Below are 12,809 nucleotides of genomic sequence, written 5' to 3'. Positions count from 1 at the left end.
CGACCAGACTAGGGCTGTCCGTGAACTCCGGCGGTGACGACGGCGTCCTTGGATGAAACCTCTCAAGCCCGGTGGAGGCGCAGTGCGTCACGTGACCCCTCACGGCCCGGTCGTCGGGCTCGTCGGCGTGCTGACCCTGCTCGCCGTCCTGGGCCGGGCGACCGGCCTCGGCGCAGCCGGCTGGATCGTCGGCCTGGCCTCGGGGGTGGTGCTCTGCGCCCTGCTCACGGCCGGGCTCGTCCGGGCCTCGCGCCGGCGCCTCCTGCCCGCCGACCGTGTCACCCTGTCGAGGGCGGTGCTCGTGTGCGGCGTCGCGGCCCTCGTCGCCGACAGCGTGGCGGGGACCGTGGCGGGGACCGGGGGCACCGACGAGCCGACCGGCGTCCTCGTGGCCCTCGCCTCGGTGGCACTCGTCCTCGATGCGGTGGACGGCCGGGTCGCGCGCCGCACCGGGACCGTCCACCCGCTCGGCGCGCGCTTCGACATGGAGACCGACGCCTTCCTCATCCTCGTCCTCAGCGTGGCCGTCACCCGTGACCTCGGGTGGTGGGTGCTCGGCGTCGGGGTCGCCCGCTACCTCCTGCTGCTCGTCGCGCTCGCGGCCCGATGGGCGCCGTGGCTGCGCGGACAGGTCCCGGCACGTCTGTGGCGCAAGGTGATCGCGGCCTACCAGGGCATCGTCCTCACGGTGGCCGCCGCCGGCATCCTGCCCGCTGTGGCCGCAGCGGTCGCCGTGGCAGCCGGGCTCGGGCTGCTCGTCCTCTCGTTCGGCACCGAGGTCCTCACGCTGCGGCGGATGTCGGTGTCCCGACGCCACGAGGTCGAGGTCCTCGCTCCGCGGCCGGTCGTCGGGCAGATGGCCGTCGACGCGCGCGTGCTGCCGTGACGTCGCCACCCCGGGCCCGGACCGGCCGCCGCGTCGCCGGCCACGTCCTCACCACCCTCGCCGTCCTGCTCGTCTGGGTCGCGCTCGTCGCGCCGAACCCGGCGGTCGGCTGGTCGCCGACACCGCTGGCGCTGCTCCGGATCCCCGTCGAGGGCCTGGTCCTCGTGGCCGGGCTCCTGCTCCTGCGCGGCGTGGCCGCGCGGTCCTTCACGATCGCGGTCGGGCTGGGCCTCGGGGTCCTCCTCGTCGTCCGGGTCCTCGACGCGGCCTTCCTCGCGACGCTCTACCGGACGTTCAACCCGCTCACCGACTGGCGCTACGCCGGGTCGGCCACCGACCTCCTCGGCGACTCGACGGGTCCGGTGACGGCGGTGGTGGCCGTCGTCGCGGCGGGGCTGCTCCTGCTCGGCATCGTCGTGCTGACGCCCCTGGCCGTGCGACGGGTCGGGCGGGTCGTCGATCGCCACCAGACCGGCGCGACGCGCGCCCTCGTGGCCGGGGCGGTCGCCTGGGGCGTCTGCGCCTCGCTCGGGCTCGGCGTCACGGCAGACCTGCCCGCCGCGTCGTCGAGCACGGCGGCCCTCGCCGGCCGCGAGTTCACGTCGGTGCGCGACGGCCTCCACGACCAGGACGTCTTCGCCGCGCAGATCACCGTCGACCCGTACCGCGACACCGCGCCGGGCGGTCTGCTGACCGCGTTGCGCGGCAAGGACGTCGTCGTCGTCTTCGTCGAGAGCTACGGCAAGGTCGCCGTCGACGAGAGCCCCGACGTGGCAAGGGCGCTCACGGCCGGGACGAACGGGCTGAAGGCCTCCGGCTACACGACGCGCAGCGCGTGGCTCACGTCCCCCACCTTCGGCGGGATCAGCTGGCTCGCCCACTCCACCCTCCAGTCCGGACTCTGGGTGAGCAGTCAGCGGCGCTACGACCAGCTCCTCGACACCGCGACGTCGGCCGACCGCCGCCTCACCCTCGCCGGTGCCTTCGCCCGCGCCGGGTGGCGCACCGTCGACGTCATCCCGGCCAACCGTCACGACTGGCCCGAGGGCAAGGCCTTCTACGGCTACGACACCGTCTACGACGCACGCACCCTGGGCTATGCCGGGCCCGGTTTCGGCTACGCACCGATGCCCGACCAGTACACGCTGTCAGCCTTCGACCGGCTCGAGCTGCAGCGCCGCCCGCCCGGTCGACGGCCGCCGGTCATGGCCGAGATCGACCTCGTGACGAGCCACGTCCCCTGGGCGCCGCTGCCGCGGCTGCTCGACTGGGCGGCGATCGGCGACGGCTCCCCCTACCTCGCCCAGGCGGGGCTCGCGACGCCACGCGACGTGGTGTGGAGCAGTCCCGAGAGGGTGCGGGCGGCATACGGCCAGACGGTCGCATACTCCCTCGACAGCGTCGTGTCGTTCCTGCGCGCGACCCACGACGACGACCTCGTCGTCCTCGTGCTCGGCGACCACCAGCCGGTCAGCATCGTCTCGGGCGACCACGCCGGGCACGACGTGCCCGTCAGCATCGTCGCCCGCGACCCGGCCGTGCTCGCGCGCATCTCCTCGTGGGGCTGGCAGGACGGGCTGCGACCCGGACCCGCCGCCCCGGTCTGGCCGATGGACCGCTTCCGCGACCGCTTCCTCGCCGCCTACGGGCCGACCGCCGGCGGCTGAACCGGCGCCCACGACGGAGCGTCTTCAGGGGAAGGGAGTCCAACACCGCGACGCCAACGGGACGCCGCGGCGCGACCCGGACGACAGGAGCGCATCATGAGACTCCGAGGCGTGGGAGCGGTGGCGTTGCTCGTCTCCGCCGGCGTGCACCTCTACCTGTGGTTCGACGGGGTGCGCAACCAGAGCGTGGGGCCGATGTTCCTCATCAACGTCGTGGCCGGCGTCGTCATCGCGATCCTGCTGCTCCGCTGGGAGCACTGGGTCCCGGCGTTCCTGACCGCCGGTTTCGGAGCCGCCACGCTCGGGGCGTTCATCATCGCGTCCACCGTCGGACTGCTCGGCGTGCACACCGTGTGGGCGGGCGGTTCGGTCTGGACGGCCGCGATCGCCGAGGTGGTCTGCATCGTCGTCGGCGGCCTCCTGCTGCTGCGCGGGCGGTCGATGGCGCCCCAGCTGGCGCAACCCGCCAAGCGGCACGCCGCCTGAGCCTCACCCGCATCGGGGGATGCGGGTGGCCGCGGCGCCACGGGAGGCTCAGTGGACAGGTCGGAGGCCTGTCCCCGTGACACCCGGAGGTCGAGATGCCCGCACGACTTCGCTCGGTGCTGGCAGCCGTGCTCCTCGTCATCGGCGTCGTGCTCGTGCCGGTCGGGGCGACCGCGACGTGGCTGCGCACGACGGTGACCGACACGGACACGTATGTCGCGACGATCACCCCGCTCGCCACCGACCCGGCCGTCACGTCCTTCGTCGAGGACCGCGCCACCGCACGCGTCGTGGCTGCCATCAGCGACCAGCACCTCGTCGACCGTGCGCTCGCCGCGCTGGAGAACCGCGGGCTCCCCGCCGCAGCCACCCGGGCGCTCGGACTGCTCGCGGCACCGCTCGCGGCCCAGGTCGAGCAGGTCGTGCGCCGGGTCGTCACCGCGGTCGTCGAGAGCGACCAGTTCGCCACGGCCTGGGTCGCGGCGAACCGAGTCGCGCACGCCCAGCTCGTCGCCGTGCTGTCACGGTCGCCCGACGGCGCCATCGTCGACAACGGGTCGACCGTGAGCATCGACATCGGCAACCTCGTCGAGCCCGTCGAGCAGCGCCTCGTCGCCGCAGGGGTCCCGCTCGTCGACAAGCTGCCGCCGATCACCGTGTCGGTGCCCCTGCTCCCCAGCAGCGACCTCGACACCGCACGCACCGCCTACAACGCCCTGCGCATCGGCGGCGTGGCCCTGCCGCTGCTGGCTCTCGCGTTCATCGCCGGAGGGGTCGCCATGGCGCGCGACCGCCGGCGAGCACTGGTACGCGTGGGGCTCGGTGCCGCTGTGGCCTGCGTCGTGCTCGTGCTGGGGCTGTCGTTCGCCCGGTCGCACGTGGCGAGCAGCCTGCCGCCCGGCGCCTCCGCTGCCGCGGTCTCCGTCATCGACACGGTCACCGAGGGCCTGCGCCAGCTCGTGCGCGTCGTCGTCGTGGTCGCTCTCGCCGTGGTGCTCGTCGCCCTCGTCGTCGGCCCGTCGCGCGGGGCCCGCCGGGTGCGGTCCCTGGCCGTCACCGGGTGGAACCGTGCCCGCGGCGGGATGGACCGCGCCGCCGGCACGCCGCTCGCGATCCCGGTCGCCATCGGTGTCGCCGTCGTCTGCGTGCTCGTCGTCGTCTTCGCCGGCGACCTCGGAACGGGCTGGACGATCGTGCTCGCCGCCGTGGCCGCGCTCGCGCTCGTCGTCGCCCTGCTCGCCGGTCGGGCCCCCGCGCCCGAGGTCAGAGAGCCGGCAGCAGGAGCGTGATGCTCGTCCCCCGGCCGAGCTCGGACTCGACGTCGATGCGCCCGCCGTGCCTCGTCACCACGCGCTGCGCGATGCTGAGGCCGAGACCCGTGCCCGGCACCTGGAGGGTCTCCGGGTTCGTGCCGCGGAAGAACTCCGTGAAGAGGCTCTCCTGGTCCTCGGGTGAGATGCCGAGTCCGTCGTCGATGCACTCGAGCACGACCCGGTCGCGACGGCTCGCGACGGAGACCGCCACCTTCCCGCCGGCCGGGGTGAACTTCACCGCGTTGCTCACGAGGTTCTGCACGACCCGCTCGAGGTCGCCAGCACTGCCCCGGACGAGCGGCAGCCGCTCCTCGAGGTCGAAGGTCAGACTGACCTGCTGGGTGTCCGCGCGCGGACGGAACATGTCGACGACGTCACGCGACACCTCGCCGAGGTCGACGTCGGCCTCGGGCATGGGCCGGTCGGGGTCGCTGACCCGCGACAGCGTCAGCAGGTCGTCGACGAGGCTCTGCAGCCGCTCGGTGTTGCGCTCGATGACCCCGAGCGACCAGTCGCCGTTGCCGTCCGGCTCCTGCCGGAGCAGCTCGACGTGCCCGACGATCGAGGCGAGGGGGTTCTTCAGCTCGTGCGACACGGTCGAGAAGAGCTGCGTCTTGCTGCGGTCGGCCTCACGCAGCTCGGCCGCGACCCGCCGCTCGACGGCATACAGCCGGGCGTTCCGGATGGCCCGCCCGAGGTCACGGCCCATCTCGAGCGCGGCCTGCGCCTCGGCGTCGGTCCAGTCGGGGTCACCGGGCCCGCGCGTGCAGGCGATGTAGCCGAAGCAGCTCGACCCCGAACCCATCGGCGCGATGAGCAGCGAGCGCGCGGCGGCGTCGGACAGGAAGACGCGCACCTGCGCGATGTCGTCGTCGCTCCAGAGGCGCGCCGGCTCGACGTGGCCGTCGGCGCCGACGACCGCGACGACACCGGCACGCCAGCAGCGGGCGGCCATCCGACGGGCGATCGCGACGAGCGAGACGGGCGTGTGCACGCGCTCGCCGCTGCGCGCCGAGACGCTCTCACGCTCGTCGTCGTCCTCGCCCGCGAAGGCCCGCAGCCACAGGCCCGCCGACGCGAGGCCGGCCGAGATCGGCATCGCCGCGACGTCGACGACCCGGGCGGGGTCGAGGTCCTCCTGCGCGATGCGCGCCACCGTCTGCACGGCCTCACCGAGACGGACCCGCTCGGACAGGGCGTGGCGCTGGCGGGCGGCCGAGATGGCGATGCCGGTCTGGTTGGCGAAGAGCTCGAGCACGGCCCGTTGCGTCACGTCGGGGCGACGCCCGCTGAGCGGCAGGTCGACCGAGAGGATGCCGAGCAGCTCCCCGACGGCGTCGAAGAACGGTGCGATGAGGGTGTCCTCGGGGTTCCACGCATCGGGGTCACCGGCAGGGGTCGGCGCGGTCCAGTCGGCCGACACCCAGCCCTCGGCCGACCCGTCGGGCAGCTCGCCGGCGGGGACGAAGCGCAGGCTCCCCCACCTCTCGGCCACGGCGAACTCGGCCTCGAGGACCGGACGCGGCGTCCGCCTGCCGAGCAGCTCGACGCGCGCGTCGTCGTCGCCGGCCACGGCCACGACCTCGATGTCGCCCGAGGGCACGACGAGACTGATCGCCGCCACCTTGAAGCCGACCACGTCGGCGGCGCCGTCGACGACCATGTCGAAGAGGATCGACAGGTCGTCCTGTGCGCTGACCCGGTTCATCAGCTCAGTGAGCCGACTGAGCGCCAGCACCTCCCACACCACGCCGTCGCGCACCCTGTCCCCTGTCTGCGTCATACCCCTGGATCGTGGCCGCCGCCACTAGGAATCATCCCGATGGTCACGATATGTCCGAGAGGCCGCTTTCGTGGGCGGACCGGCAGAACCCGCAACGGGAAGACACACCGTGAACGTCGATCCCTCGTCGGGGGCCGAGGCGACCGACACCGACCCGCCGTGCCCCTCGGCGATGGCGCGCACGATCGACAGCCCGAGACCGGAGCCCTGGATGGCCCGCTCGTTGGCCGCACTCGAGCGGAAGAACCGCGCGAAGACGCGCTCGTGGTCGGACTCCGGGATGCCCATCCCGGAGTCGGAGACGACGAGGCGGACCGTGTCCGGACGGCGGTCGTCGGGGTGCGCGGCGAGCGCGACCCGGCCGCCGTCCGGGGTGAACTTCACGGCGTTGGAGAGCAGGTTGGTGACCATCCGCTCGAGCGCGGCCGGGTCGCCCTCGATCCACAGCGGTCGCGGCCACACCTCGACCTCGCGCACGAGGTCGCGCTGCGCCGTCACCGTCTCGACCGACGTCCACGCGCTGGCGACGACGTCGGACAGGTCGCACCGGCGCGGGGCGAGCTCGAGACGTCCGGCCTCGATGCGGGAGTTGAGCAGGAGGTCCTCGATGAGCGAGAGCAGGCGACGGCCGTTGCGGTCGACGCGGGCCACGAGCTCGAGCTGGCGGTCGGTGAGAGCGCCGGCGGCGCCGTCCTCGAGCATCTCGGTGTAGCCGAGCACGCTGGCGAGCGGAGTGCGCAGCTCGTGGCTGACCGCCGACACGAAGTCGGACTTCGTCCGGTCGAGCTGGGTCAGCTCCTCGACCGCCTCACGCTCCCGGTCGAGCGCGACCTGCAGGGTGACCTCGACCTGCCGGCGTCTCGTGACGTCCTCGGCGACGCCGAGGTAGCCCGTGAGCTGTCCGCCCTCGTCGCGGATGCCGCTCATCGTCAGGGACACCGTGCGACGGGTGCCGTCCTTGCGGACATAGGTCCAGTCACGGGTCTCGGTCGCGGCGCCGCCCCGGACGCGGTGCACGAGCACGTCGAATCCGGGCTCGACGCCGAGCTCCTCGGCCCGGCGGTCGATCTCGGCGGGGTCGTGCAGCAGCGACCAGTCCTTGCGGCTCACGACCTCCGACGCGCGCCAGCCGAGCACGGTCTCGGCACCGCGGTTGAAGAGGGTGATGACGCCGTCGAGGTCGGTGCCGATGATCGCGGTGGCGGTGGCGGCCTCGAGCACGGCCTCGACGAAGGTCCGGGCCGCACGCTCGTCGGTGACGTCGACGCCGGTCTTGACGAGGTGGGTGCGGTGCCCGGTGTCGTCGGTGAGGTACGCGTTGGTCCACACGATGTGACGCACCCCGAGTCCCGTGACGCGCCAGTCCTGCTCCTCGTGGAGCGGCACGGCACCCTCGCCGATGCCGGCCATCTGCGCGGAGACGCGCTCGTGGTCGTCGACGGGGAAGACCTCCGCCGCCGGACGTCCGACGAGCTCGGCCTCGGGTGCACCGAGCAGCCGCGCCGCCGTCGCGTTGAGGCGGGCGATGGCCCCGGCGCGGTCGACGACGATGATAGCGCTGGCGGCGGTGTCGAGCACGACGCTGCTGAGCTCGACCTCGCTGCGCAGGTCGGCGAGGGCAGCGCGGCGCTGCGTCGAGGCGACGGCGAGCGAGAGGGCGGTGACGGCGGCCGTCACGAGGAACGCCTGGGTGAGCGCGCCGACCGTCTCGGGCCGGAGTCCGCCGACCCGCGCCGCCGCAGCGAAGGGTCCGCCGCCGATGCTCGTCAGCGTGACGGCCAGGACACCGACGACGAGCAGCTGGATCGCGACCGTGCGCAGCCCGAGGCGCAGGGCGCCCCAGACGAGGACGGGGATGGGCAGGAACGCGAGCGGCAGCGCCTGGTCGGGATTGAAGACCCAGGCCGTGAGCCCGACGACGACGACCCACTGGACGAGGTCCTCGAAGCCCGGGCGGCGGGTGCGGCGCGTGCCCACGGCGATGCCGAGGGGAGCGAAGACGAGCACGGCGGCGGCGTGCGAGGCGGTGACGGCGGACGCGGTCGCGAGGAACGGGCCGCCGACACCGATGCTCACGGTGAGCCCGGCGAACAGGCCGAAGACGAGGGCTCCGGCGAGCGTCGCCGCGAGGAGGTTCCAGAGATCCTCCATCGACGCGAGCGCGGGTCGCCGGCCGCCGCGGGTCAGCAGCCCATAGACGACCGCCACCTCGGCGGCATTGGCCACGCCGAAGCACAGGGCCACGAGGGGCGGGCGCCCTCCGTAGGCGTTGGCGGCCGCACTGGAGACGAGGACGCCCACGACGAAGAGCCAGGCCCGTGCGCCCCGTGCCGTCGCAAGCAGGAACGACACCGCGAGGCCGGCGGCCGGCCACCAGACGGCGACGGTCGACCCGGGCGGGGCGAAGCGCACCGCGGTCGCCCCGAGGACGAAGACGCCGACGAGCGCCAGGGCCGCCACCACCCACCAGCGCGCGCGGCCAAGGGTCGGGCGGGTCACGAGGGTGCCCTGTTCGGGGCCAGCGTCCCGGAGCTCTTCGGTCGACGCGCGGCGTCACGTGCAGCCTTTTCCGCTGACCTCATTGACTCATGATGTCGCAGAGACGGCGACAATCCGGCAAAAGGGACTTTTCGTACCCGTGTCGTCGGCCGGAGTGGCCGGTCGTCACCAGCCGGACTGCATCGCCGAGTGCTCGGGGGCCGGGGTCCGGGTCAGCTGGAGGAAGCCGCCGGGCATGTCGCGGCGGTCGATCGCCCGCCGGGTCATGCCCTTCGCCGCGGCGAGGGCGACGGCCTTGTCGACGAACGTCGGCTCGGTGCAGGTGAACTCGCGGCCCTTCCAGCGGATCGTGCAGCCGCCGGCGGCGCGGACGTTGCGGACCCAGTCGGTGCCTCGTCCCCACGGGAGGGCGATGATGAAGGTCGACGGCGTGGGGATGACGGCGATGGGGGTCGCGTAGTCCTTGCCGCTCGAGCGGCCTTGGTGGCGCAGCACCGCCCAGAGCGGGAAGACGCGGTGCCCGGCGAGCCGGACGGCGACCTTGTTGAACTGCTTCGCGCTTGCGGGTGGGCCTGCCATCCCCACAGCATCCTCCCCACCGGCCCCGACGGGGCTCGTTTGGTCGAGGGCGTATGCCGCCGGGTCGGGTGCGGCCGCGCGTCAGCCCAGGTGCCCACGCACCGACACGTGCCCCTTGAGCAGGTTGCGCGCGATGGTGCGGCGCTGGATCTCGTCGGTGCCCTCGTAGATGCGCAGCAGGCGCAGCTCGCGGTACCACCGCTCGACGGGCAGCTCGCGGGTGTAGCCCATGCCGCCGTGCATCTGGAGCACGCGGTCGACGATCTCGTTGGCCTTGACGCCGCCGTAGAGCTTGGCCATCGACTGGGACTGGCGCGAGTCGAGGCCGCGGTCGACCTGCCAGGCGGCGGCGAGCACGAGCCAGCGCAGCGCCTCGATCTCGACGGCGGAGTCGGCGACCATCCACTGGATGGCCTGCCGCTCGGCGATGGGCTGGCCGAAGGTGACCCGGTTGCGGGCCCACTCCATCCCCATCTCGACGAGCCGCTCGCACGAGCCGAGCGCGCGCGCGGGCAGCATGTAGCGCCCCTTGCCGATCCAGCGCATCGCGAGGTCGAAGCCCTTGCCCTCCTCGCCGAGGATCGCGGAGTGCGGCACGCGGACGTCGTCGAAGACGAGCGCGGCCGGGCCCCACTCGCCCATCGTGTCGATGGGGGTGCTCGTCCACCCGCGGTCGCGGTCGACGAGGAAGCACGTGACGCCGCCGTCGGCGCCCTTCTCCTTGTCCGTCACGGCGAAGACCATGACGAAGTCGGCCTCGTTGCCGCCGGTGATGAAGGTCTTCTCGCCGTTGATGACCCACTCGTCGCCCTCGCGTCGGGCACTCGTGCGGATGGCGCGGGCATCGGAACCGGCCCCGGGCTCGGTGATCGCGAAGCACGACCTCCGGGTGCCCTCGATCGTCGGGCGGAGGTAGGTGTCCTGCTGCTCCTCGGTGGCCGAGAAGAGGATGTTGTCGGCCTCGCCGGCGAAGCGGAACGGCACGAACGACCGGCCGAGCTCGATCTCGATGAGCGCGGCGACGACGGCACCCTGGCCCATCCCGCCGTGACTCTCGGGTGTCTGGATGCCGAAGAAGCCGGACGAGCGGGCCTTGTCCTGAAGGGCTTTCAGCTCCTCGACCGTCAGGCCGCGCTCGCCCCGCCGCTCCCGCTCGAGCACCTGCGGCTCCAGCGGCACGATCTCCTTGCGCACGAAGGTGCGCACCCAGTCGCGGATCTCGCGCTCCTCGGCGCTGAGGTCGAAGTCCATCGTCGGTCCCTTCGTCGTGCGGTCGGGTGGGTCGTGCCGTCGGGCGCCCGGCGGGCGTATGCCGTCCGGCGGGGGTCAGCGGGCGGCATACCTCCGCAGCTCGGCCTTGGCGAGGGCGTTCTTGTGCACCTCGTCGGGGCCGTCGGCGAAGCGCAGCGTGCGGATGCCGGCGAAGGCGGCCGCGAGCTCGGTGTCCTGGCTCAGCCCGGCGGCGCCGTGGGTCTGGATGGCCTTGTCGAGGATCCACTCGACGGTCTTGGGCGTCGCGATCTTGATCGCCTGGATCTCGGTGTGGGCGCCCTTGTTGCCGACGGTGTCCATGAGCCAGGCGGTCTTGAGCACGAGCAGGCGCAGCTGCTCGATGCGCACGCGGGACTCGGCGATCCAGTCGCGGACGACACCCTGCTCGGCGATGGGCCGCCCGAAGGCGACGCGCTCGGAGGCGCGGCGGCACATGGCCTCGATGGCGACCTCGGCGAGGCCGATCGAGCGCATGCAGTGGTGGATCCGGCCGGGGCCGAGGCGGGCCTGGGCGATGGCGAAACCGGTGCCCTCCTCGCCGATGAGGTTGCTCGCGGGCACGCGGACGTCGGTGAAGCGCAGCTCGGCATGGCCGCCGTGGTCGTGGTCGTCGTAGCCGAAGACCTCCATGCCGCGGACGACCTCCACGCCGGGGGTGTCGCGCGGGACGAGGACCATCGACTGCTGGCGGTGCCGGTCGGCGTCGGGATCGGTCTTGCCCATGACGATGAGGACCTCGCACTCGGGGTTCATCGCGCCGGTGATCCACCACTTGCGGCCGTTGATGACGTAGTCGTCGCCGTCGCGCCGGATGCTCGTGGCGATGTTGGTCGCGTCGCTGCTCGCGACGTCGGGCTCGGTCATCGCGAACGCCGAGCGAATCTCGCCGCGCAGCAAGGGTTTCAGCCACCGCTCCTGCTGCTCGGCGTTGCCGAACTGGGCGAGCACCTCCATGTTGCCGGTGTCGGGGGCGGCGCAGTTGAGGACCGCGGGCGCGAGGCGGATGGCGCGGCCGGTGATCTCGGCGAGCGGGGCGTACTGGAGGTTCGTCAGGCCGGCGCCGTGCTCGCCGGGGAGGAAGACGTTCCACAACCCGAGGTCGCGGGCCTCCTGCCGGAGGTCCTGGAGCACGGGCGCGGTGCTCCACGCCCAGCGGTCGGGCAGTGCCGATACCTGCTCGTCGAAGACGGGCAGCGACGGCACGATGCGCTCGTCCATGAAGCCGAGCAGCTCCTGGCGCAGCTCCTCGGTGCGGGAGTCGAATCCGAAGTCCATGGTCAGCTCTCCTTGACGGCGGCGAGGCCGGCGGTGACGAGGGGGACGGTGGCCTCACCGATGCGGGCGAAGCCGCTCCCGACCGTCTGGCCCTGGGTGTAGCGGTAGTGGATGCCCTCGAGGATCACCGCGAGCTTGAAGTAGGCGAGCCCGAGGTGGAACGAGAGGTGCCCGAGGTCGCGACCGCTCGCGGCGGCATACCGCTGGCGCAGCTCGGGACCGCTGATGAAGCCCGGCGTCCGCGAGACGTCGGAGACGGCGACGCTGTCCATCATGAGCGGGAGGGTCTGGTAGGCCTCGAGCAGGGCGACGTCGGTGAGGGGGTCACCCAGCGTCGCCATCTCCCAGTCGAGCACCGCCGAGACCTCGTCGTCGCTCGTGACGAGGAGGTTGTCGAGGCGGAAGTCGCCGTGGACGATCGTCGGGTCACCCTGTGCCGGAACGGATCCAGCGAGCCTCTCGTGCAGCTCGTCGATGCCCGGGAGGTCACGGCTGCGGGAGGCGTCGAGCTGCTGCTTCCAGCGCCGCACCTGCCGCTCGAGGAAGCCGTCGGGGCGACCGAAGTGGCCGAGACCGACCGACCCGGGGTCGACGGCGTGCAGGGCGACGAGGGTGTCGACCATCCGCTCGCTGACCGCCCGCACCCGTGCGGCGCCGAGGGGCTGGAGCTGTGCCTCGAAGCGGTAGGGCGTGCCCTCGACCCGCTCCATGACGTAGAAGGGCGCCCCGACGACGTCGGGGTCGTCGCACACGGCATACGTCGTGGGGACGGGGACGGCGGTGTCGCGCAGGGCGGTGATGACGCGGTGCTCGCGCACCATGTCGTGCGCGGTGGCGAGCACGTGGCCGAGCGGCGGCCGGCGCACGATGACCGTGCGGGTGCCGTCACCGACCTCGTAGGTGAGGTTGGACTTGCCGCCCGCGACGACCCTCCCGCTGAGCGGGCCCGACAGCAGGTCGGGCGCCGTGTCGTCGAGGAATCGCCGGAGCCGGTCGAGCGGCAGGCCGGGCGGGTCCCCGTCGGGGGCGGCGTCGCGGGCGTCGGTCAC

At 73.0% G+C, this 12,809-nt stretch carries 10 protein-coding genes; 4 read left to right on the top strand and 6 right to left on the bottom strand.

Annotation, left to right across the window (positions count from 1 at the left end):
- The first annotated feature begins 91 nt into the window (after positions 1-91).
- From AC1DW8_RS19745 to AC1DW8_RS19730, 4 genes are all read left to right on the top strand, one after another.
- Positions 92-886, top strand: coding sequence for a CDP-alcohol phosphatidyltransferase family protein (locus AC1DW8_RS19745; protein ID WP_478095591.1), 795 nt, complete (start codon positions 92-94; stop codon positions 884-886).
- Positions 883-2,553, top strand: a complete 1,671-nt coding sequence (locus tag AC1DW8_RS19740) for an alkaline phosphatase family protein (RefSeq protein WP_056822488.1) — start codon at positions 883-885, stop codon at positions 2,551-2,553. The genes AC1DW8_RS19745 and AC1DW8_RS19740 overlap by 4 nt, the downstream gene beginning before the upstream one ends.
- 96 nt (positions 2,554-2,649) lie before the next feature.
- Complete coding sequence (locus tag AC1DW8_RS19735) at positions 2,650-3,039, top strand: hypothetical protein (protein ID WP_056771876.1); 390 nt, start codon at positions 2,650-2,652, stop codon at positions 3,037-3,039.
- A 95-nt stretch (positions 3,040-3,134) separates the two neighbouring features.
- Complete coding sequence (locus AC1DW8_RS19730; RefSeq protein WP_478095590.1) at positions 3,135-4,328, top strand: hypothetical protein; 1,194 nt, start codon at positions 3,135-3,137, stop codon at positions 4,326-4,328.
- Here the strand turns inward: AC1DW8_RS19730 and AC1DW8_RS19725 are convergent.
- The 6 genes from AC1DW8_RS19725 to AC1DW8_RS19700 form a co-directional block, all read right to left on the bottom strand.
- Positions 4,303-6,135: a sensor histidine kinase gene (locus AC1DW8_RS19725; RefSeq protein ID WP_156415415.1), complete on the bottom strand. Its 1,833-nt coding sequence runs from the start codon at positions 6,133-6,135 to the stop codon at positions 4,303-4,305. The two genes, AC1DW8_RS19730 and AC1DW8_RS19725, sit on opposite strands and share 26 nt — an antisense overlap.
- Positions 6,136-6,159: 24 nt before the next feature.
- Positions 6,160-8,634: a sensor histidine kinase gene (locus AC1DW8_RS19720; protein ID WP_478095589.1), complete on the bottom strand. Its 2,475-nt coding sequence runs from the start codon at positions 8,632-8,634 to the stop codon at positions 6,160-6,162.
- A 165-nt stretch (positions 8,635-8,799) separates the two neighbouring features.
- Entirely contained in the window at positions 8,800-9,213 is a 414-nt protein-coding gene (locus tag AC1DW8_RS19715; RefSeq protein ID WP_056822498.1) for a nitroreductase family deazaflavin-dependent oxidoreductase, read from the bottom strand.
- 81 nt (positions 9,214-9,294) lie between these two features.
- Positions 9,295-10,464, bottom strand: a complete 1,170-nt coding sequence (locus tag AC1DW8_RS19710; RefSeq protein ID WP_478095588.1) for an acyl-CoA dehydrogenase family protein — start codon at positions 10,462-10,464, stop codon at positions 9,295-9,297.
- Positions 10,465-10,539: 75 nt separating this feature from the next.
- Positions 10,540-11,760, bottom strand: a complete 1,221-nt coding sequence (locus tag AC1DW8_RS19705) for an acyl-CoA dehydrogenase family protein (protein WP_478095587.1) — start codon at positions 11,758-11,760, stop codon at positions 10,540-10,542.
- Between the two features lie 2 nt (positions 11,761-11,762).
- The gene (locus AC1DW8_RS19700; protein WP_478095586.1) at positions 11,763-12,809 is read right to left on the bottom strand and encodes a phosphotransferase family protein; all 1,047 of its coding nucleotides are present in this window, start codon (positions 12,807-12,809) and stop codon (positions 11,763-11,765) included.

Source organism: Terrabacter sp. P2_E3 (assembly GCF_056403915.1).
Note: the sequence above shows the minus strand (reverse complement) of the source record. Positions and strands in the feature narration are given on the sequence as shown.

Excerpts from the sequence above, each read along its gene's own strand:
- AC1DW8_RS19735 (WP_056771876.1), top strand. The coding sequence starts at position 2,650 with ATGAGACTCCGAGGCGTGGGAGCGGTGGCGTTGCTCGTCTCCGCCGGC.
- AC1DW8_RS19730 (WP_478095590.1), top strand. The coding sequence starts at position 3,135 with ATGCCCGCACGACTTCGCTCGGTGCTGGCAGCCGTGCTCCTCGTCATC.
- AC1DW8_RS19725 (WP_156415415.1), bottom strand. The coding sequence starts at position 6,135 with ATGACGCAGACAGGGGACAGGGTGCGCGACGGCGTGGTGTGGGAGGTG.
- AC1DW8_RS19715 (WP_056822498.1), bottom strand. The coding sequence starts at position 9,213 with ATGGCAGGCCCACCCGCAAGCGCGAAGCAGTTCAACAAGGTCGCCGTC.
- AC1DW8_RS19710 (WP_478095588.1), bottom strand. The coding sequence starts at position 10,464 with ATGGACTTCGACCTCAGCGCCGAGGAGCGCGAGATCCGCGACTGGGTG.
- AC1DW8_RS19705 (WP_478095587.1), bottom strand. The coding sequence starts at position 11,760 with ATGGACTTCGGATTCGACTCCCGCACCGAGGAGCTGCGCCAGGAGCTG.